This window comes from Pseudomonas sp. Irchel s3h9, from assembly GCF_900187475.1.
GTDB classification, from domain to species: domain Bacteria; phylum Pseudomonadota; class Gammaproteobacteria; order Pseudomonadales; family Pseudomonadaceae; genus Aquipseudomonas; species Aquipseudomonas neuropathica.
The window spans coordinates 190,264-212,518 of record NZ_FYDH01000004.1 but is presented as its reverse complement, the minus strand read 5'-3'; the positions used below and the strand labels follow the sequence as shown (position 1 = coordinate 212,518).

13 protein-coding genes are annotated in these 22,255 nt (G+C 58.4%); 6 read left to right on the top strand and 7 right to left on the bottom strand.

Annotation, left to right across the window (positions count from 1 at the left end):
• Positions 1-123: 123 nt before the first annotated feature.
• The 3 genes from CKW26_RS08460 to CKW26_RS08450 are packed head-to-tail and all read left to right on the top strand — an operon-like array spanning position 124 to position 11,967.
• The gene (locus CKW26_RS08460) at positions 124-3,819 is read left to right on the top strand and encodes a Tc toxin subunit A (RefSeq protein WP_095048235.1); all 3,696 of its coding nucleotides are present in this window, start codon (positions 124-126) and stop codon (positions 3,817-3,819) included.
• Between the two features lie 50 nt (positions 3,820-3,869).
• The gene (locus tag CKW26_RS08455) at positions 3,870-7,946 is read left to right on the top strand and encodes a neuraminidase-like domain-containing protein (RefSeq protein WP_095048234.1); all 4,077 of its coding nucleotides are present in this window, start codon (positions 3,870-3,872) and stop codon (positions 7,944-7,946) included.
• Positions 7,939-11,967 (top strand): Ig-like domain-containing protein, encoded by a 4,029-nt coding sequence (locus CKW26_RS08450; protein ID WP_095048233.1) that lies wholly within the window; start codon positions 7,939-7,941, stop codon positions 11,965-11,967. Before CKW26_RS08455 ends, CKW26_RS08450 begins: the two co-directional genes overlap by 8 nt.
• Here CKW26_RS08450 and CKW26_RS08445 read toward each other — a convergent pair whose 3' ends face one another.
• The 6 genes from CKW26_RS08445 to CKW26_RS08420 are packed head-to-tail and all read right to left on the bottom strand — an operon-like array spanning position 11,968 to position 18,687.
• Entirely contained in the window at positions 11,968-13,299 is a 1,332-nt protein-coding gene (locus CKW26_RS08445; protein ID WP_095048232.1) for a DUF58 domain-containing protein, read from the bottom strand. It abuts the gene before it with no gap.
• A complete protein-coding gene (locus CKW26_RS08440; protein WP_095048231.1) occupies positions 13,296-14,297 on the bottom strand; it encodes a MoxR family ATPase in 1,002 nt (333 codons plus the stop codon). The genes CKW26_RS08445 and CKW26_RS08440 overlap by 4 nt, the downstream gene beginning before the upstream one ends.
• The gene (locus CKW26_RS08435) at positions 14,294-15,457 is read right to left on the bottom strand and encodes a DUF4350 domain-containing protein (RefSeq protein WP_095048230.1); all 1,164 of its coding nucleotides are present in this window, start codon (positions 15,455-15,457) and stop codon (positions 14,294-14,296) included. The genes CKW26_RS08440 and CKW26_RS08435 overlap by 4 nt, the downstream gene beginning before the upstream one ends.
• Positions 15,454-17,001, bottom strand: coding sequence for a DUF4129 domain-containing protein (locus CKW26_RS08430; protein ID WP_095048229.1), 1,548 nt, complete (start codon positions 16,999-17,001; stop codon positions 15,454-15,456). Before CKW26_RS08430 ends, CKW26_RS08435 begins: the two co-directional genes overlap by 4 nt.
• Entirely contained in the window at positions 16,988-17,965 is a 978-nt protein-coding gene (locus CKW26_RS08425) for a stage II sporulation protein M (RefSeq protein WP_095048389.1), read from the bottom strand. The genes CKW26_RS08430 and CKW26_RS08425 overlap by 14 nt, the downstream gene beginning before the upstream one ends.
• Positions 17,962-18,687 (bottom strand): RDD family protein, encoded by a 726-nt coding sequence (locus CKW26_RS08420; RefSeq protein WP_095048228.1) that lies wholly within the window; start codon positions 18,685-18,687, stop codon positions 17,962-17,964. Before CKW26_RS08420 ends, CKW26_RS08425 begins: the two co-directional genes overlap by 4 nt.
• Before the next feature lie 181 nt (positions 18,688-18,868).
• Here CKW26_RS08420 and sbcB point away from each other — a divergent pair, with 181 nt between their 5' ends.
• The gene (gene sbcB / locus CKW26_RS08415) at positions 18,869-20,299 is read left to right on the top strand and encodes an exodeoxyribonuclease I (RefSeq protein WP_095048227.1); all 1,431 of its coding nucleotides are present in this window, start codon (positions 18,869-18,871) and stop codon (positions 20,297-20,299) included.
• A gap of 96 nt (positions 20,300-20,395) precedes the next feature.
• On the opposite strand, the gene mvaT is transcribed toward sbcB, so the two are convergent.
• On the bottom strand, positions 20,396-20,773 hold the full coding sequence (gene mvaT / locus CKW26_RS08410) for a histone-like nucleoid-structuring protein MvaT (protein WP_007912775.1): 378 nt from the start codon (positions 20,771-20,773) through the stop codon (positions 20,396-20,398).
• Between the two features lie 336 nt (positions 20,774-21,109).
• Here mvaT and purU point away from each other — a divergent pair, with 336 nt between their 5' ends.
• Both purU and CKW26_RS30040 read left to right on the top strand, forming a co-directional pair.
• Entirely contained in the window at positions 21,110-21,958 is an 849-nt protein-coding gene (gene purU, locus CKW26_RS08405) for a formyltetrahydrofolate deformylase (RefSeq protein ID WP_007912774.1), read from the top strand.
• Positions 21,959-22,042: 84 nt separating this feature from the next.
• Positions 22,043-22,219, top strand: a complete 177-nt coding sequence (locus CKW26_RS30040) for a hypothetical protein (protein WP_177409234.1) — start codon at positions 22,043-22,045, stop codon at positions 22,217-22,219.
• The last annotated feature ends 36 nt before the right edge of the window (positions 22,220-22,255 follow it).

Sequence of the window (22,255 nt, the reverse complement as noted above, 5' to 3'; positions counted from 1 at the left end):
AAACCTGTCATTTCTGACAGTAGACGCTTCGGGCTATCCAGCGCCAAATTGTCCTGAACACATGTGCAGCCTGACGAACACGTCGGGCAGTTCAGGCCCGCTCTCGACCCAAGGAATTCGATCATGGCTGATTCGCGCCTTCCCGGTCTGCAACTGTACAGGCAGTTGTTTCCAGAAGAGGAAAATGCTAACGACACTGTTCTGCAACCACTCCACGCCTACCTGAAAAACGGTGGCTCGATTTTCCCGCTGGTGGAGAAGGGCGTGGAGCACCTGGCCAGCCAGTATCAAATGAACCGGGAGGACGCCCATCGGTTTTTGCGCCGTGCCAACAGCATGGCCACTTACGTGAGCCGTCAGTTCATCGAACAGCAGATGAGCGGTGGCGATGGTGTGCCTGAGCCGGCGGGCGGATTGCTATCGTGGGTGACCGGGCCACGATATGAGCTGCTTTTCAAGACCGACTTCGAAAAGCGGGCTCTGCCGGAGTCTCTGGAGTCCATGATATCCCCGGTGGCCTACCTGATCTTTCTGTTGCTCTGGATCCGCGACCGGATCGAGTCCGTAAAGCTTGATCCACCGGGCTTCCCCCTCGAAGAGCGGCGTGCTGATCTGATGGACCTGTCCGTGGATTTCAATGCCGTGTTCCGGCCGGTGTCTTCGGTGGACATCATCGTCTCGGTTCTGGAACGCTTCATTGCTGAACATTCAACACAAACCGATCCGCCAGAGACAATCGAAGACGCGATGATTGAAGCGCGTTATCCCAATGGCCTGCCGTACTACCAACACTGGGTCACCCTTGACGGTGTTGCGCAACTCAACAATCTGTCAGTAGGTGATTTTGCCCGCGCGGTCCATTTGGACTACCCCTACTTTTTGCAGTCCGGCACCTGGATTGATTTCGCCGAACGTGCGCTGGCGCATTCCTCGCGATTCGGCCCCTATCAACGGAACGTATTAACGGAGCCTCCCGTAACGACTCAAGACCGTGATGCATTTTATCGGGACAACTATGGCTCAGACATAGAACATGATGCGGGGCCGCAGAACCTGAATCAGGTTCCGTACTTCGGCGAACACACAAAGCTCGACACGCTGGCGATCGAACGTTTGCTGTCCATTCGTGATTTCGCCCCGGTACTATCGGCCAATTTTGACCCCGAAGATCCTCCTCCGTTACCTTCTACCCCTGCCAGGGGCGCCGAAGTTTCCGTCTCGCCTCTGCCAGAAAGCGGGCGTTCTGGGTCGGTGTACATCAACGCCAATGCCCACCCCGGCGTGAATATCAACGTTGCGGATGAAAATCCTGCGTCTCTGCATCGATTATCTGTTGTTTACAACGATGACAAGGGGCTTGCCACCTTCGACCGGATGAACCGCATGATACGCCTGTGCAACTGGCTGGAACTGCCCAGTGACCAGGTGGACGTCTTGGTGGCTGCTGCGATCAGGGCTGAAGTGCGCGGCGGTGCGGATGAAGGGAAATGGTGGATCACGGACAACGTCGTGCATGCCATTGGGCTGTTCCAGACCTTGCGCGAACGCTACAACTGCACAGCGGCAGATTTTGCGGTATTCATCGATCAGTTGGCCATTTACGGGCGCGGCGAAGCGTTATCGCAATTCGATCAAGTGTTCAACAGTCAAGGCCGCTACCGGGAACCTTTGGTGCTGGATGACGGCGATTTTCCGGTAACGCCCGGACCGGGCGAAGTCAATCTGACCATCAGCCAGTTGTGTAATAGCCTGGGGATCGACACACAGACTTACCAGTATCTGGCGTTGCAAGTGGCCACGGCCCACGGCATCAGCGACAACACGTTCAAGCGCAGCCTGCCGATCATTTCCAGTTTCTATCGACTGGTGCGGTTGTCCCGATTGCTGAGCATGACCCCCGTTGAAGGCGTGCTGATGCTGCTACTGGTGGGGGGGGAGGCCTGGCTCAAAGAGTTGGCAGGCACTCCAAAAATTGCTTCGGCCGTCAGCCAGACGCCTGATGTTCTGAACATCATTGACGCCCTGCAATCGTGCGTGCAGTGGTGCGAGCAAAACAACTTGCCTGTGCTGTGGATGTTGCAACACGCGGCAACACCGCAAGCCGCCCGTGAAGCCTCTGAACAGGAACAGCAGCTGTTTGATCAGATACGCAATCTGTTGCCCACGGCGCTGTTCTCCAACGCGGCTGTATTGATGGCTGGTTTACCGCCCGCCGGTGCGGCCAGTTGGCTGGATTTCTTGGTATCACCTGAAGACGAACTGGAGCCTGTTGTCGATGCCGATGGGTTGATGTTGGCGCCCATCGGCACGCCGGAGCAGTATTTGATCGATATGCTGAGAAGGGTCGAGTGGGCAGTCGATCACGCACTGGGTAACCTGGAACCCGGAGTGCGCACGAATTTAGTCAATACCCTGCTCCAAGTCCTGCTCGACGCCAGGGATGCTCAGGCATCGCTGGTGAAGGAAACGCTGGCGGTCTATGCCGGTATTGAACCGGATCAGGCAATACCGGTACTGAACTGGGCCGACAAAACGGTTTACCAGTTTTTGCGCCAGGTGAAATCACGCATCGATTCGAGTACCGAACCATCCAGGCGCAGTCCGGATTCCGATGTGTTGCTTACGCTATTGGCCGAGGTTCGGCGGCGCAGTGAGGTGGTTTCAACGCTGGGGCTGAGTGCCACCCTGCTCCAGGATTATCTGGATTACGGTTTTCGGGCCTGGATGGGGCAGTCCGACAAGTATGCACTCACGGTCACCACGCTTTATCACCTGACCACGCTGACCCGGGCATTTGGCCTGAGCACGCAGCCGGCGCAACAGTTGCTCGACTACCTGCGCGAAGCCAACTCACTGGAAGCAGTGCTTGGCGAGGATGCGTCGCGACTGGCGGAACAGGCTTCTACCCTACGTCTGGCCGAGTTTTTCGACTGGAGCGTGCAGGAGGTGCGTGAGTGCGTCAGTCGCATGGATCCGATTCCGCCGGTGCTAAGCAACCTTAGCCAGTTGGCTGTGCTCATCCGCGTCCTTGAGATGTCCAGGAAAACGGGGATGGATGCGCTGACAATCTTCCTGCTGGGCCATTTGCCTGAAGCGGTGAGCAAGGAGGCCTACGCCGAGGCCGCTGAACTGGCCTTGCTGAGTCAGTCCGAGGCGCGTACGCCGCTCGCGCAAGTGCCGGGGGATCTGCGGCAACTGGTGACCATCAGTTGCGATGTGCAACCCTCCGAGCTGATAGCTCGATCCACCAACACCGCTACTTACACGGTGACGCTCAAAGATCCCGCAGGAGCGCCTTTGAGCGGTATCCGCGTGCATTTTCGCGCCAGCCTGGGCGACATCGAAACCGGCTATACCGGTCATAACGGGCAATTCGAGGCCACCTACACCCCCGGCGCCAAAATGGGCGAGGACACGCCCGTTTTCTGGCTGGACCTGTTTGAGCCCGAGAACGCCAAAACCATCAAACTCATTTCCCACGATAAAAGCCTGGATTTTGTCACGATGCTGAAGTCGCCGGTTCCATCGGGGGTCGTGCCAAGCGGCAGGGAAGTCGAGCTCTATGCAACGTTGATGGATGAGTTCAAGAACCTGGGTGTAGACGAGCTGGTGGATTGGGCTGTCGAAAGTGGTGAGGACGAAACGCACAGGGTGATCTTCCGGGGACGGCACGGGAGCACCAATCAGGAAGGGCTCACGCGCGTCTACGTTTCCAGCGCTACGGGCGGCACATTCAGGTTAAGCGTGCTCTGCCAAGCGAGTGAAAAGCAAGCCTACTTCGATGCCATTACGTTCGAAGGTAGTGCATCACCCAACTGACATAGCCGGTGCAGCACTCACCCCCGGAATTTGATCAAGGAGCCAGGATCATGGCATTGAATTACATTGGCGATCTGCAGGAAAAACGGCGTTCCGCTTTGCTTGAATATTGCATCGGCCATGCCAGCCAGGTGAAGTATCCCTTTGTGAAAACGTCGGCAGACCTCTTCGAACTGCTGCGCATGGACCCGTTGGACACCTTCGCCGTGCAAAGCTCCTGGGTGGCCGAAGCGACCAGTTGCGCGCAGCAATACATTCATGCGGTGTATCGCAAACTTGAGCCCGGATATACCACCCACCAGTTTCCCGCCAGCGATCTGGCCGAGTGGGAACTGTGCAACAACTATCCCGACTGGGCGGCGGTGCATTTGATTCCGCTCTACCCGGAAAACTTCATTATCCCGTCTGTCCGCCAACGCAAGAGCAGTCTGTTCAAGATCCTCGAAAACGATCTTAATCAGACCCGTTTGACGACTGATTCAGTACAGCTGGCGTTGCAGAACTATCTGCAAGCGTTCGAGCAGGTCTGTGACCTGGATGTCATCAGTTGCTACATGGACGGCGTCACACCTGACCGCGCCGATTACTACTTTGTCGGCCGTCAGCGGGTGCCACCCTACCAGTACTTCTGGCGCAAGGCCGAGATTGAACTCACGCCGAGCTGTGTCGCTGTCAATCCAGCTGCATGGGGTGAATGGCAGGCTGTGGAGATTCAGCCAGCGTATCGGGTGCTGGATATTCGCCCGGTATTCTGGAACGGCCGGTTGTGCCTGGTCTGGGCCGAGTGGAGTGACAGGGTTGAAGGCAAAACGAATGACGAATTCATCCCCGAAAAACTCAGCGTCAACCTGGCGTTCATGAAGCAGAACGGTCAGTGGTCGGCACCGCTGAGTTTGTACAGTGCACAAGCCGAGCCGGGTGACGACAAGGGGTTTCAGTTGATTGCCTCGGTGTGGATCGATCTGGATTCTCCCAAGGGCAAGCTGGGGGTGTTGATTCCGCTGGTGGACAAGGAATCAACTCCGGAAAAACCAGTGATATACAGGATTTATGACGTACTGATGCGGCCCGATACCACTGAAGGAGGTGGCTGGCTGGATTTCGCGAAAGACCGGTTTGTCACGCCCGAGACGGTGCAGCACTCATTCGGCAGCCAAGTGACGATGACCTCGGAGGATCAAACGCCCGGTTCGATGTCGCGTTATCTCGGCCTCCGGGCCGCGGCCCAGCGTGTAAACGGTCAGGATGTGTTGACCGTCAACGGGTTTTGCAGGCCTACCGGGTTGTCCGGCGGCGTTACTCCAGAGTTCGAGTTGACGCTGGTGGGCAGAACCGGTACGGACCCTGCGCCTTTAAAAGCGCAGTTTTCGCAAGCCGGAGACTGGGCCACGGCATCGCTGGAGTTCAAACGTGACCAGGGGTCATGGCCCGCAGACACCACCGTCACTCTGAAAGCTACGGACACGCAGTATGGCGGCAAGGCATTCAAACTCAAGATCGTCAATCTGGCGAACTTCACCGTGCCAACGCTTGTGAAAAACACCCGCGATGCCGCGCAATTCATTGCCTACGGGTTGCCGGCTCCCTACCTCAAATACAGCCGGCTGAACTCACTGTTCGGCCCTGAACTGGTACTGCGTGCCAGTATTTCCGTTGAAGCCGTACTGCACTGGGATACGCAGTTTCTTGCCGAACCACCGCCGACGGGTAGTGAGTTTATCGAGCCCAACGGCGCCTTCGATGGCGCCAATGGCCTGTTTTTCTGGGAGTTGTTTTTTCATGTAGCGCACCTGTTGTACACGCGGCTGCACGTTGAAGGGCGTTTTGCCGAAGCGCAGAAATGTTTGCACTACGTATTCGACCCGCAAGCCATCGCGGAACCGGACAGCCCCGTTCCCAAAGAGGCGTACTGGCGCTGCCGGCCGTTGGCCCTTGACGCTGGCAATTCAGGTTGTGAGGCGCTGGCCCCTGCCGATCCGGATGCCATCGGCTATTCGGCGCCCAAGCACTTCAGGATTCTGATGTTCTGCGAGTACGTGAAAAACCTTATGGCCTGGGGCGATTGGTATTACCGTCAACTGACCCGAGATAGTCTGGTGGCGGCCAAGTTGTGTTACGTGCAAGCCGAGTTCCTGATGGGCAGGCCGCCTCTGGCCCGTGCGGTGAATCGTTGGCAAACCACGACAGTGAAAGAAATTTTGGACGCAAGCAGTAGCCGTCCGGCGCTGGAGGCGTTTGAACAATCGCTCGAATTCGATCTGGCGGATGTCCCGGCCGGTTCCGAGCGTGCGCCAAGGCTCGGTTTGTTGGCTTACGGGCCATTCAGGATTCCGATCGATCACTCGCTGGAGGACTTGTTTGCCGCCCCCGGTCAACGCCTGCATAACTTGCGTAACAACCTCACGCTCGATGGCAAACCGCTGGATATCCCGTTGTTCAGCCCACCGTCCGATCCGAACGAGTTGCTGCGTTTTCTGGCCTCGGGTGGCGTCGGTGGGCCACGGCCGATGGGCGGGCGGCTGGTGGTCGGCGCATTCCGTTGGCGTCCGGTCCACGAAATCGCCTTGCGTGCGGTGCAGGTGCTACAGGATTTCGGCAGTCAGGTGCTCAATATGCTCGAACGACGTGATCGTGCCGAGCAGGAAGAATTGCAGCAAACGCATTTGGTAGAGCTGGGCGACTACGCCCAGACCGTACAGGAGCAATCCATTGCTCAATTGGAGGTCAGCGTTACAGCGCTAGAACAGAGCCGGGTCGTGGCGCAACAGCGGGCGGATGCCTACGCGCAGCGCTACGACGAGAACGTTTCAGCGGTTGAGTATCAGGTCATGGCGAGCCTGAAGCAGTCGAAAACCAATGCCTTGACCGCCAAAGTCCTCAAACCCACCGGGGCGGTTATCGCGGCGCTGCCGAAAATCTATGGCATGTCCAATGGCGGGATGAAACCCGAAAATGCGATTGATGCGGTGTGTTTCGGCCTGGAAATCGCCGCGTCAATGTTGCAAATCGACGCCGACGACCAGGCCACTACCGAGGGTTATCGTCGACGTCGCAACGAATGGGGGCTGCAACGTGATCAGGCCTTGGCCGAGGTCGACGCGCTCAACGCGCAGATCGAGGCGCAGCGCCATGCGGTTACTGCGGCTCGCTCCAACCTTGCACAGACTCTGCGGGCCAACGCTCAGGCTTTGGCGGTTTACAACTTCCTGAAAAAACGCGCGAGCAATGCCGAGTTGTTTGGCTGGATGCTTGGCCAGTTCAAGGCTTTGCACTATCAGGCCTATGACGCCGTGATCAGCCTGTGTCTCAGTGCTCAGGCTTCTCTGAATGCCGAAACCGGCGATTACGACGCGCAGATCCCTTTGCCGAACGTCTTTCTGGAACAGCGTCATGGTTTGACGGCCGGCGAGCACTTGCGTGCGCATTTGCTGCGGATGGAGCGCGAATATGTGCAGCGCTACGAGCGCCGGCCGGAGTTTTTGAAAACCGTTTCCCTGCGCAAACTGTTCAACGACACGGTTGACCCGCAGCCAGGTATCGCCAACTGGGAGGCTGCGCTCACGCAGCTACAGACCACCGGCACACTGGAATTCCAGCTGACCCAGTTGCTCTTTGATCGTGATCACCCAGGCCACTTCTGTCGGCAGATCGACTCGGTGGAAGTCGACCTGCCGGTGCTGACCGGACCGTATGAGGATGTGCGGGCGACCTTGCTGCAGATCTCAAGCAAGTTGGCGACCCGGGCAACGACGCAGTCAGTGCAGTACTTGCATAAACCAGGGAACGTGGCGCCTGGCGACGTGTTGATCAATTTGCGCAGTGGCCAGCAAATCGTGTTGTCGGCAGGGGTCGCCGACAACGGTCTGACGGCCATGAAACCCGATAATGACTTGCTCAATCCCTTTGAGAAAACGGGTGCAGTGTCGAACTGGCAACTGACTTTTCCCTGGCATTTGAAACAACCGCAAGCAGGCACGCTGCGTTCCATGAACGACGTCATCCTGCGTATCCGCTACTCGGCCAAGGTTGGCGAGTCGACCTTTGTCAGCAAAGTCGAAGACCTGGTCAACGAAGCTGAAAATGCCGCGCGCAACACTCAGGTTAAAGGAGTGAGTCGTCATGAATGAGCCGATTGTTCAAGCCAACAGGAATCTGCTGTTCAATGGTGATTTCAGCGAAGGGACAGACGGCTGGAAAAAAAGCGGTCCTTCGATCGGTGTAGCGGGCGACTGGTACGCCGGGGATCGAATCCTGCTTCTGCACCTCTCTCATGAAAGTTATGTCAGCCAAGAGTTTGAAGTTCCCAGAAAAACCGCCAGCGATGCGCAATACCGGCTGAGTTTCCTATGCGAGACGATCCACGAACAGTCGGGATGGCTATACCTCTTCAAGGGCTCGGAAGAAATATTGAAGGTAGAGCTGAAACCCGCGACTGGCCGCAATCTTGAAGAGGATCTGGCCCGATTGGCGGTAGGGCAACCTCTGGATTTTGTCCCGATTGAATACGAACAAACGCTGAACTCATCGTTCGACGCCGGCGACACCCTGCGTATAGAGATCAAGAGCCCGCCAAACGATGATGACGACTATTCCTCGAAAGTCCGTATTACCCGCATCAACCTCCTGTTGCACCTGGCCCCGTTGAAACTGCGAACCATGAAACTGGATGATCAGGTTCTGGACGAGGGCAGCACGTTGTGTTTTTGTCTGGGGGCAACGGACGCCAACCCACACAGTTTGACCTTCGAACCTGAACCAGAGCATGCCTGGGAGAATACCGAGGCGGCACTGACGCTTACTGATAATCCACAGCAAGCAATCGTCGTCAAACCGGGGCCTGAGGTTGAACAGCTGCTGACAGAGCAGTGGTCGCTCGATTGTCCGGTGGTCGGTGACGAAGATCCTTATTCATTCACACTGAACCTGATCAACCGCTACAACGCAGAGCCTTTTACGATCCCGGTATCGCTGGGACATCATCGCCTGAAGTTTCGCGAGAGACTCGAAGCCGCGTATTACCCGGTACTGGAGTATCAGCAAAGCGTGCGTCTGGGTGTGCGGGTGGCGTCTTTCTATACCCAGCAGAGCGTCGCTGGCGTGACGGTCAATTGGTCGACGGCAGAGCGTGTGACAGCAGCCTCTGTTTCCGATGAGTACGGTTGGGCCTACTTTGATTTTCAGCCGACAGTGGCGGTAGAAGCGCTTATCGAAGCGTCGGTCGGGAGCCCTTATTACTCCAGCGGCGTTTACACCGAACAGTTCAACGTGCGGGTATTGGCCACTGATCCGTGGAAAGATCTGCGGGCCGTTGTCGATGAAGTCGAAACAGCCTGGGATGCAAACGGTTATCCGAACCGTGGCAGCACCCATGATCTGCTGGTACGTCTGCCGGATAACAGTCCATTGCTTGATACAGAGCTGTCTTTGCATTGGAGCGGCGACAGTCATGAACAACTGGGCGTTGACGTCAGCCCGCCACTGGAGGATCCGGTACAGGTCGCGCGGCCCGACATGCTCTGGACGCTGACCTGTGATGATGAGCTCGACGGCCGATTTCTGCTGTCGCTGGTTTGCTCGAAATTGCTGCTGCCATCGCCGGGCAAACCGATGTCGCTGGCGCGTAATCGGGTCAGGGTCGGCGAGGTGCACGAAGCCAACAAATTTCCGGTCGTGGACGAGCAGGAAAGCGTGCTGTTACGCGTGCAAGTGCTGCATGAAACGGCATCCGCTGACGGTGATCCGGTTCGTAACGCGCTGGTCGAATGGCACACACCTGAAGACGTTATTACTACCTATACGGGCTACGGTGGTTGGGCGAACGTGTTCTACACACCGCTGAGGGCCGGGGATTTGAAGGTCATCGCCCACGTTAAGGCACACCCGGAAGCCGTGCCGATCACTCGAGAGTTCGAAGTCACTGCGATCGCTACGAGCCCCTGGAAAACCGAGGTCGAGATCCGGCTGGATGGGGAAATTATCCAGCGCAATACGCTCGGTCTGGTGTGTAAGAAAGGTCTCCCGCACACCTTGAGTGTCGTTCCTGTCGCCGGCAGTTCGTGGATTGGCAAAGGTATCAGCCTGCAATGGCGTAACGATGATCCCGCTGACATCGGCTTGCAGTTCTCTGAACCGGGAGTCAGCAAACCGCTGACGGCAGAGGGGGTGCGATGGACACTGAGTTCAGCGGCAGAAGGCAGCATCAGCAGTCTGTTTGAGCTGGAGCTGCGCCTGCAAAGCGTCGAGATTGTTCGAGAGTTGTCCGGGCGCCTGTTGTCTGCGGATTTGAGTACGGAAGTCAGCCTGCTGCTGGATCAGATTCGGGCTGCGCCGGATGAACAAGCGCATTATCCGTGTCTGGGCGCCACTCACCGTTTCAATGTTCTGCCCAATGAGTTAAGCCCGCTGGTGGGTTTGCAGGCCGCGCTGAGCTGGTCGGGCACCTCGATGGATGACCTCGACGCCAGCGTCCGCCCCTCGTTGGATACTTCACAGACATTGAACGATGGGGGCACGATCTGGGAGCTGGACTTTTCCGCCAGCGAGCAGCCCGGCCGATTTGCGCTGACCCTTGCCTTGCCTGAGCTGGATTATGTCGCCCAAGGCAAGCCGATGGTGTTGGGCCATAACAAAGTGAAGATCCATGCCGTGCGCGAAGCCACCGTGGATCCGGTCGTGGGTCAGACACCCGCCTGGCTGTGGGTCCAGGTGTACTCGCATTTTACCGACCGCGCGGTGGGGCGGGTTCCGGTGAAATGGTGGGACGGCTTGGATGGCGCGACGACGTTGACCGATGCCGAGGGTTGGAGCGGTTTCGGTTTCCGTCCGGACACCGGCGATATGCATTCGGTGACGGCGCTGGTAGAGAGCTACTTTGATAACTTCGAAGACGCTCGCACGATAGCCGTCAAAGCGCAGCTAACGGATCCGTGGACCGAATTATGGGTCAGTTTCGACAACAAGCCGGCACAGCTGTGGGGTGAGAAAACCTGTTTCCCGCGCCGCAAGGGCCAGCACCGGATCGATGTGAAAGCCGCGGCCAACAGCGCGTTGCTCGATTGCAGCCTGGCACTGGGGATGACGGGAAACGGTCCAGAGGAATTGGGCATACGCTTCGATGGACCCATGCTCGGCGAATTCCAGCGTTTCACTGAGGAGGGACTTACCTACCTCTATTCGGCCGGCGACCTGAAGAACGGCCGCTTCGGGCTGTGCTTTGCCTGCGAACGACTGGCGAATCTTTCTCCCGTCAACGCGATGTCTTTGGGCGAAGGCGCCCAAGTGGTGAAAATCGCCGAGCGTTCGCGGGGCAGTCAGACGTTGCTTTGGGGCGAGGCTGTGTCCGAGCAGATCACCGTTGTTTCGGCCATCAGTGGCAGGCCGATGGCGGGGATGAACGTTGTCTGGCGCAGTGCGGATCTTGGCGAGGTGACGACGACCACCAACTTCTATGGCGAGGCGCGGATCCGCTTTGTGCCCAAGACGCCCGGAGCGGCGCAACTGACCGCGACGGTGGGGGATGCGCAGTATTCGGAATCGATTTCGTTGCCGTATTTCCTGCATGAACCTCGACAGATCAAGGAACTGTTCAGCGATGATTTGACCGGTTATCCAGGGCAAGAAATTTCAGCTCAGGCTTTGGTGGTCTCAGCCAATACCGGCGAGCCTTTGGCTAATGTCGAAGTGATGTGGGAATACAACAACACATCTTTACCGGCAACACTGACGGGTACCGATGGGATGGCAACGGTGCGTTTTGTCTTGGGCACTGCAAGTGAGGCAGCGTTGTGGGCGTCGGTAAAGGGCGGCTTGGCTGGCTGGGATGTGGAAACGCTGCGGTTGACTGTCACTGAACGTCCTGCGGTTGTGAAGTCCGTCGTCGCTGCACCGAATCCGGCTTTCGTGAACGACTGGGTAACCATGACTGCGTTGATCGTAGACAAGGCTTCTGGAGAACCGATGCCGAAAAGGAAAATTCTTGTCTCCATTAACGGCAGGCCATTCATTGATTCCAGTACAAATGGCAACGGTAAATACGAAACCGCTTGGAGGGTGGTGGAACTGTCGGAAACCGTTTCCCTTGACGTCAAAGTCGAGAATCCTGACGGTACCTCGAGCAGCGGATTTGTGCTCGTGCGGATCGAGAGATGATCAAAACGCCGCACTTCTCTTCCAACTGAGATACTGCGTCACCAGTTCGGCCCCCAACTCGGCGGGCCGGACATCCACCACCGGAACGCCATGAGCACTCAACCGCTCATGGAGTTCTGCCCGCTCATTCAGGTAACTCACCGTGCCGCAGTAAGCCAGCGCTTCGGGCAGCGTTTGCACCGTGGTCTGGCGTAACGTATCCAGCGTCTCTTCACGCAGGCTGGCGACCAGTACCCGATGTTGTGCGCTCAGGCGTTTGACCGCGCTCAGCAGTTCCTCATCGTCCTCATCGCGCAGGTTGGTTACCAGCACCACCAAGGCCCGGCGCTTCTGTCGCGTCAGCAGTTGATTGGCGGCGGCCTGATAATCGGCAGGGCGCTGCGTGCTGTCGAGGTCATAAACCGTGTTCAGCAGTACATTCAGTTGTGCGCTGCCTTTGACCGGCGCGAGATGGCGTGGGTGTTCGCTAGCGAAGGTACTCAAACCCACCGCATCGCCCTGACGCAAGGCTACATAACTGAGCAACAGGCAGGCATTGAGCGCGTGGTCGAAGTGCGACAGTTCATCGTCCTGGCTGCGCATGCGTCGGCCACAGTCGAGCATGAGGATAATCTGCTGATCGCGCTCGTCCTGATATTCACGGGCAATCGGTGAGCGTTGGCGTGCGGTGGCTTTCCAGTCGATCTGGCGCAGGCTGTCGCCTTCACGGAATTCGCGCAGTTGATGGAATTCCAGGCCCTGACCGCGCCGTTGCCGTTGGCGCACGCCGAGCTGGCTGAGCCAATTGTCCACCGCCAGCAACTCACCGCCGTAGAGCCGGGCGAAGTCGGGGTAGACGCGGGTCTGGTCGCTGACCCTGAGCAAGCGTTTGCCTGACCATAATCCCAAGGGGCTGGGCAGGTTGATTTCGCACTGGGTGAAGTTGAAATGACCGCGTTTGAGCGGGCGCAGACGGTAGCCGAGCAGGCTGCGCTGGCCGGGTTGCAATTCAATCGACAACGGCAGGTTTTCGAAGCTCAGGCCTTCTGGCGGATGGTCGAAGAGTTGAATGTGCATCGGCTCGCTGAAGTCGTGTTCGATTTCCAGGCGCACCTCACTCCAACGGCCGAGTGCCAGGCTGCCGGGCATCTGCCGAGTGATGCGCGGTGTTGGCAAACGGTGCAGACGCAACGCATCCAGCGCCGCCAGAGCCAGCAGCGCGAGCAGCAATCCCCAGTTGATCGATATCAGGCTCGCCGGGATATCGATCTCCAGTGCGCGCAACGTGCCCAGCACAATGCCGATGAGCAGCAGGAAGGCCAGCCAGATCAACAGCAGGCGCGAGGGTTTCACAGGCGCGGCGCCGGAACTTGGTCGAGTAATTGTGCGAGCACCTGATCGACCTGCAGGCCTTCGATGTCCAGCTCCGGCGCGATGCGTACGCGATGGCGCAGCACGGCCAGCGCGCAGCCCTTGATGTCGTCGGGAATCACGAACTCGCCGCCACGCAACAAGGCGCGGGCACGGGCGCAACGCACCAGAGCAATCGAGGCGCGCGGCCCGGCGCCCAGGGTCAGCCCCGGCCAGGTGCGCGTGGCGCGCGCCAGGCGCACGGCGTAATCGAGAACCTGATCGTCCAGTGGCAAATCACTGGCAATCCGTTGCAGGGCTTGCACATCCTTGGCTTGCAACACGGTGCGCAGCGGTTGCACATCGAGCATGTCGGCGCGGGTCGAGCGGCAGACCTGGCGCACCATGTTCAGCTCCTGATCGGCGTCGGGGTAGTCCATGCGCACCTTGAGCATGAACCGGTCGAGTTCGGCTTCCGGCAGGGGATAAGTGCCTTCCTGTTCGATCGGGTTTTGCGTTGCGAGAACCATGAACGGTTGCGCGATGGGCAGGGCACGACCTTCGAGTGTGACCTGACGCTCTTGCATCGCCTCGAGCAAGGCAGCCTGGGTTTTTGCCGGGGCGCGGTTGATCTCGTCGGCCAGCAGCAGATTGGTGAACAACGGGCCTTTGCGCAGCTTGAACTGCTCGGTTTGCAGGTCGTACACGGCATGGCCGGTGACGTCGCTGGGCATCAGATCCGGGGTGAATTGAATCCGCGCAAACTCGCCGCCGAAACAACGGGCCAACGCCCGCACCAGCAGGGTTTTGCCCAATCCCGGCACACCTTCGAGCAGCACATGACCGCCGGCGATAAGCGCCGTCAGCACGTCATCGATCACCTGGTTCTGGCCGATCAACGCTTTTTGCAATTCGCCACGTACTGCTTGCGCCAACTGGCTGGCACGCTGGCGTTGCTGGGCGGCGTGGCTGGCGCTGCCGGGCTCGATCTGTTCAGTCATAGCGTGTTCCTCAAAGTTTGCAGGTGGGCGACCTGGCGGCAGAAATCGGCACTGGACATGCGCCGATCCGGCACCGGGCTCAGGGCCTGGCTGATGGCGCGGGTGGGTTGTCGGGTCAGACGCGACAAAGCCAGCCATTGTTCGGCAACGTTTAATTGGTCAAAGCCGGGGTGACGGCGACGGGCACGGCGCAGAACGTCCTGTTGCAGTGCTTGCAGCAACGCCTGCTGGCCGTTGTGGCGCAACAGGAAATCGGCGCTGGCGCGCAGGTGTTCCTGCAATTGTCGGCGTCCACTCGGGGCGGGTAGTTGCAGTGGGCCGTGACGCACGCCGACGTGCCAGAGCCAAAGGCCGATCAACGCGAGCAAAGCGACAATGGCTTGCGGGAAGTAGCGCCAGAGCAAGGTCAGCAGGCCATCGTGCTCGGTGTTGTAGATCAATGTGACGTCGGTGTCGGCGCTCAAATACCAGAGCAGCCAGGCGTTGTCGTATTGGCTGATGGTCTTGTTCTTCCACAACTCGGCGTCGGTGACCACGGTGATCGTGCCCAGGCTGTAGGGCAGCTGCATCATGTGCGTGGCCTTGGCGCTGTTGGCCCACGCTTGCGCCAGATTCTTCGGGTCGTCGAGGTGGAAGTCGGTGTCGAAGCCAGCGTAGGCCGGTGCGTCTTCGTCTTCCAGATAGAGTCTGGTCAGTTGCGGGAAGCGCTCTGGTTCAGCGTCTGCGGGTAAGTCTTTCAGATCCTTGCTCAGGGATTGATGCAGTTGCACGCGATCGAGCAACAGATCGTTGCTTTGTTTGCTCTGCTCATCCCACAGCGACTCGGCGACGAACACCAGTCGCCCACCGGCCCGGGTCCAGTTCAACACTTGGTCAACCTGACGCGGGGTCATGTGTGAGCGGTCGTTGAACAACAGCAACGTGTGGCGGCGCGGGTCGATATCGGGGAGTGCCGCGAGGCTTTCGGCATGGCTGACGTTGAGCCCGCGTTCACGTAAAAACAGCTCGGCGGCCAGGTATGGATTGGCTTGCGCGGCGGGCGAGGGGCCGTGATCGACTTCTTCCTGATAAGGCGTGGCGTTGAGGTAGAGGAACACGCTCAGCGTGCCGATTAACAGGGCTATCAACGCAGCCACCCACCACAGTGTCCGGCGATTCAACGGGCGGCTCCAGGACCAAACAAGGCGCGCCAGCCATCGCACAGCTCCTGCTTCAGGGAGGCTGCCGGGACGCGATGCCCATAGGCCATGTTCTGCCAATGGGTGGTTAGGCTGCGGCTGAAGGCGAGCAGTTCCGGGCGTTGCAATTGTTCAACGTGCGCGAGCACCTGAAGTTCGGTGTCAGCGGGTTTCAGGGTCATATCGAAGTCGTGGAGCAGATGGCTGAGCAGCCCTCGATACAGCAGGCCCAGCGCTGCACGGGGTTGGCTTTGCCAGAGGTGTTCGGCGCTGCCTGCAATGTCGCCAGGCAAGGTGTCGCGGTTCAAGTCCAGACCGAAGGCTTGTTGCGGCACCGCGCGTTTCGGTTTGGCAGGCAGTCTCGGGCGGCGGCTGACGAACGCTTGGAGATAGTCGCGATAACGCCAGATCAGCCAGCCGAACGCAGCAATCACCGTGCCCCAAAGCAACACTTCAATGATCTTCGCCAGCACATTGAAGTGTTGCCCGTCGAGCCAATCCAGCAGGGTTTTCAGCCACTGCGGTGCTTCACCGGGTTTTTGCGCTGTGGCAGGTTTCGCCGGATCGTCGCTAAAGCGATAGCGGGTGACGGATTCCTTGTTCTTGAACGGCGGTTGCTCAAGCAGTGCCTTGATGCTGTCCCGTGAGGCCTGACTGGTCAGAGGCTGATTCAACAGTCGCGGTGCCTGTGGACTGTCATCCGGCTCTGCCGCCCACGCCGAAGGCACATTCGGCAGCGCCAGAAAGACCGCCAGCAGCACTCCCAATACACCGTTGTTCAGGCGCTGTCGCAAGCGGCGAAACACCAGTTCGATATCCCAGGCTTCCAGTTGTGTGCGCCGGTTCAGATAAAGACTGAAGCCGCAGGCGACATAGATCGGCTCCCACACCACCAGCACCAGTGCGTAGAAGGCATTGGTCAGGTGTTCGAGCCAGCGCCAGTCTTGATCCGCCGCGAGTATCAGCGACTGCCAGCTCCAGTCCGTTTCGATTTGCTGCGGCAGCAGCATGTAGAACAGCACCATCAGGCCGATCCACAACGCGGTTTCCAGGTGCACGCCGATGATGGTCAACCACTGCGCGGCACCGGCGTTGCGTTGCAGGAGCACGTGCAGGCGTTGTTGTCGGGCGCTGCCATCGAGGCTTTCGAGTTGCACCACCGGCAGCAGAAAGCTGCGGCTGAAACTCAGACGGCGCCAGGTCAGGCTGGCCAGCAATTGCGGTTTGAGCAGGCGCGGCCATTCGCGCAGGGCTTGCTTGAGTGTCGGCGTTTCGCCAAACAGCGCTTTCGACAGGATGTACAGCGGCAGGCGTTCATAAGCCGGTTTCAGCCACCAGAAGATAAACACCGCCAGTGACGGCGAATCCCACAGCAACAGACTCAGCAAGGCGAACAGCGGCAGGGTGACAATCGCCCAACTGGTCATCAGCAGACGCCGATGTTGCTGGCTCATCAGCACGCCCAGGTCCATGGCTTCCCAGGTCGTGCGCGGGCGGATCACCACGGTGGCGTCACTCAGGCGCATGGCGGGTCCTTCCGGCGAACAACAGATAGACCGCGACCAGAGCCCAAAGCGCGGCGCCGACCAGATACTTGGTCAGTGGTGTGACGCTGGTTTTCGACGACCAATAAGCTTCGATAAACGCGGCAATCAACAGGAACAACATCACGCCGCAGACCAGCAACACGCTTTTGCGTGCGGCGCGTTTCAGCGCTTCGCTGCGGGTCAGCCGCCCGGGCGCGATCAACGCCCAGCCGAGTTCCAGGCCGGCGGCCCCGGCGAGGGCGATGGCACTGAGTTCGAAGGCGCCATGGGCGATGACGAATGACCAGAAGGTCTGGCCGAAACCGATCTCGCTGAGGTGCCCGGCCACCGCACCGATGACCATGCCGTTGTAAAAGAGAAAGAACGCACTGCCGACGCCTAGCAACAAGCCACTGGCGAAAGTCTGAAAGGCAATGCCGATGTTGTGCATCACGTAGTAACCGAACATCACCCAGTCCTCGCTGGCCGCACGTTCGGCGGGGCGCCCGAGGTGTCCGGCGACCGGGTCGTACATGCCTTGCATCTCGCGCACCTGATCGGCGGGGAGCAGGTTGTAGACCAGTTCGGGAAAGAAATACACCAACACGCCGACGCCGATCAGACTGCCGAAGAACAGCAGGCTGGCGACCAGCACAAAGGGCCATTCGGCACGAACCAGGCGGGGGAAGTCGGCGAGGATGAAACTCAGCAGATTGGCGCCGAGTCGACTGCGGTGACGGTACAGCTGTTGATGGCCGCGTAGTACTTGTTGTTGCAGCGAATCAATGAGGAAACTGCTGTAGCCGCGTTCCTGCGCCAACGCCAGATGCTGGCAAAGCCGGCGGTAGGCTTTGGGGAAACCGGCGACTTGCGAGGTCTCCTTGCCGCGCTCAAGGCGTTCAAGGGCTAGCGCAAAACGCTCCCATTCGGCCTTGTGCCGCGTTTCGAAAAGACTTTGCTTCATGTCGGGCCCAACAAACCGCGAGCGATGCCATTGAGTTCAGCCACAGCCTTGGGCGCAGAAATGTGCAATGGCTGGGCGAGCAGGGCCGCCAGTTCATTGACCCGTGCTGGCGACAGTTCTTCTTGGCGTTCGGCAAAGCCCAGCACGGCGCGTTGTTCGGCGAGTGTCAGGGGCACTGGTGAGCGTCGAGGTTCGGCATCAGGCAGTTGCGGACGACTGAGCGGGCGTTCGCTGTAGACCACCAATGTGCCGGCGGCGATGTCGCCAAGGCGTTTGAAGGTCGGGTGTTGCAGGCAACTGAGGGTGCCGAGGAAGTAGCCGAAGGGCAGCAGATCGACAAAACGCAGCAGGTTGCGCAGCAGTGAGGCCGACCAGCCAACCGGGGTGCCGTCATCGTGCACCACGCGCAGGCCCATCCATTGTTTACCCGGCGAGCGGCCCTGACGCAGCACTTCGAACAGCACCATGTACCACCAGCTGATCGCAAACAGCAGTAGCGAGCCGAGGCCCATGCCGAGCTTGCCGAGAAACGCCAGGGCGATGAACAGCACCCCCATGATCACGCCGCGCAGGGCCAGATCGATCGCAAAGGCTACGGCACGCACCATTAACCCGGCGGGACGCAACGGCAGGTCGATGCCTTCCGGCGTTTCGACCTGATGCCGCGTATCCAGCGGCGGGGCCAGCGGTGCTTTCCTTGGCGGTGCTGTGGTCTCGAGCATGGGCTACCTGGTGTTCGCCTGTTCGGGGTGCAAGTGAGGTCGATGCTAGCAGCCTCTCGGGGGAAAACGACATAACTATGTATTGCACATCGTGAAGTACGAAGTGTTTGAATGACACGAGGCTGGCCGCGAGCGCGGTCGAGCGCCTAGACTTTGCCGATCTTCTGTTCAGGAACCGCCCGTGACTTCAATCTTCTGGTACGACTACGAAACCACTGGCATCAATCCGCGAAACGACCGCCCACTGCAAGTGGCCGGAATTCGCACCGACCATGCGCTCAACGAGATCGACGAGCCGGTCAACCTCTATTGTCAGCCCAGCGAAGACATCCTGCCGCATCCGGCGGCCTGCGCGATTACCGGCATCACCCCGAGCCAGTTGGCCGAAAAAGGCTTGAGCGAGGCTGATTTCATGACGCGGGTGCATGCCCAACTGGCGGCCCCCGGCACCTGTGGCGCGGGTTACAACACCCTGCGTTTCGACGACGAGATGACCCGTTACAGCCTGTATCGCAACTTTTTCGACCCGTACGCCCGGGAGTGGCAGGGCGGTAACAGTCGCTGGGATCTGATCGATGTGGTGCGCGCTGCTTATGCGCTGCGTCCTGACGGCCTGGTCTGGCCGACCGATGACGAAGGTCGGGTGACGCTCAAGCTAGAACGCCTGACCGCCGCGAACAATATCGATCACGGGCATGCCCACGAAGCGTTGTCGGATGTGCGCGCGACCATTGCACTGGCACGGTTGATCCGCGAGAAACAGCCAAAACTCTATGACTGGCTGTTCCAGTTGCGTAGCAAGCAAAAGGTCATGGATCAGATTCGTCTGCTGCAGCCACTGGTGCATATTTCCGGGCGTTTCTCGGCCGCGCGCAGTTATGTCGGTGTGGTGCTGCCATTAGCCTGGCATCCAAAAAACCGTAACGCCTTGATCGTCTGCGATCTGCACCTCGACCCGCAGGGGTTGCTCGATCTGGACGCGCAGACCCTGCGCCAGCGTTTGTACACGCGTCGTGATGATTTGCTGGAAGGCGAATTGCCGGTGCCGCTCAAGCTGATTCACATCAACCGTTGTCCGGTGGTGGCGCCGCTTGCGGTTTTGCGCGCGCAGGATCAGCAACGTCTGGGGCTGGACATGGCGCTTTATCAACAGCGAGCACTGCGGCTAACTGACGCACAGCAAGTTTGGAAAGATAAAGTTGCAGAGATTTATGTCAGCGAAGATTTCATTCCGAGCGAGGATCCGGAACAACAGTTGTACGACGGATTTATCGGTGACCGTGACCGACGTCTATGTGAGCAAGTGAGGAGCGCTGACCCGGCACAACTAGCGCAAGAGCAATGGCCTTTCGATGACGAACGTTTGCCTGAATTACTCTTTCGATATCGCGCACGCAACTTTCCCGAGACGTTGAATTTCGAAGAGCAAGAACGCTGGAGAATATTTTGTCAGCAGCGTTTGTCCACGCCTGAGTGCGGCGCACCGAATACCTTGAAATCTTTTAGCGAGGCGGCCGAGCAATGGTCGATTAATGCCACGCCGATGCAGAGTGAGGTGCTCAATGAATGGCAGAATTATGTCCAGGCATTGCGCAAACGTTTGAATCTTTGAAATCGAACATGACCGGGCTTAAATCCCGGGCATAAAAAAACGCCAGCATTCGCTGGCGTTTGTTTTTCGCGGATCGCTCTGCGAAGACGTTGCGGCTTAGCCCAGCAGGGTAGCCCAGCCTTCAACCACGTCACCGCCCCACTTGGCTTTCCACTCTTTCAGAGTTTTGTGGTTGCCACCTTTGGTTTCGATGACTTCGCCGTTGTGCGGGTTTTTGTATTGTTTAACTTTGCGAGCACGCTTGGTGCCGGTAGTTTTTACTGCGCCGCCGCGTACTGCTTTGGTTTTAGCTTCCGGATCCAGCAGCGCGATGATGTCACGCAGGGATTTGGAGTATTCGCCCATCAGGGTGCGCAGTTTGCCTTCGAATTCCAGCTCGGCTTGCAGTTTGTCGTCTTGGGACAGGTTCTTCAAACGGGCTTGCAGCTCTTTGATGGCTTCTTCGGTGGCGCGATATTCGTTGATCAAGGACATGATTACTACCTTAGTAGAGTGCGGGATGGCAGGGGGACAGTGCCGCAATAATAGTCAGGCTGTTTCATCAAGTAAACATTTAACCAGGGTTTTTATTTAAATTAGTTACGAGAAACTGCTCTCTATTGAATATTCAGTTAAATAGTGTGATCGAGTCATCACAGATATTCACAGTTGTCTGATCAAGCGATCCCGCAGGATCAGTACCAGTCTGTCGGTTACTCATCAAGAATCCGTAGCACTGAGCCTGGCGCCTCCCGCTGCTGATCAATACTGCAGTTTTCCTGCGCAGCCGCTAGAATGGCGGCCTTTGCGAAGTTCTGGAGTTTCCCCCTCATGCGCACTTTTCGGCTGGTGATATCTTGCCCGGACCGCGTTGGCATTGTTGCCAAAGTCAGTAATTTTCTGGCAGCCCACAACGGCTGGATCACCGAAGCGAGCCACCACTCGGACAACCAGGTGGGCTGGTTCTTCATGCGTCACGAAATTCGTGCCGATTCGCTGCCTTTCGGTATTGAAGTGCTGCGCGAGAAGTTTGCGCCGATCGCCGAAGAGTTCTCGATGGACTGGCGCATCACCGACACCGAGCAGAAAAAACGTGTTGTGCTGATGGCCAGCCGCGAATCGCACTGCCTCGCGGACTTGCTGCACCGCTGGCACAGCGATGAACTGGACTGCGAAATCTCCTGCGTGATTTCCAACCACGACGACCTGCGCAGCATGGTCGAGTGGCACGGCATTCCTTATTACCACGTCCCGGTCAATCCGCAGGACAAGCAACCGGCATTCGACGAAGTGTCGCGTCTGGTCAAACAGCACGATGCCGAAGTGGTGGTCCTGGCGCGTTACATGCAGATCCTGCCACCAGACATGTGCCGCGAATACGCGCACAAGGTCATCAACATTCACCACAGCTTCCTGCCGTCGTTCGTTGGTGCCAAGCCGTATCACCAAGCGTCGCTGCGTGGCGTGAAGCTGATCGGCGCGACCTGTCACTACGTGACCGAAGAGCTGGACGCCGGCCCGATCATCGAGCAGGACGTGGTGCGTGTCAGCCACAGTGACAGTATCGAAGACATGGTGCGTTTCGGTCGTGATGTAGAGAAAATGGTGCTGGCTCGTGGCCTGCGTTATCACCTCGAAGACCGCGTGCTGGTGCACGGCAACAAGACTGTGGTGTTCTGATCTCAACCCCACGGGCTTGAAAAACCAAGGGTCTGGGCGTTCAATCGTCCAGACCCTTTTTCATTTCAGCTGTGAGGAAAAGCCATGACCGATCCACTGGACAAAGCCACTTCCAAAGCGCCGGCGACGTTGGGCGAAGGGTGTTTGAGTCGATATGATCCCGAGGACATGAGCCCGGAGGATGGCACCGAGTTTCCCGGCGCTGCCGAGTTGTGGGAACAATTGCAAGAGAAGTCCAGCGACAACAAAGACGATGCCTGAAGCGCGATCATGTAGGCGCAGCCAAAGGCTCGGGCC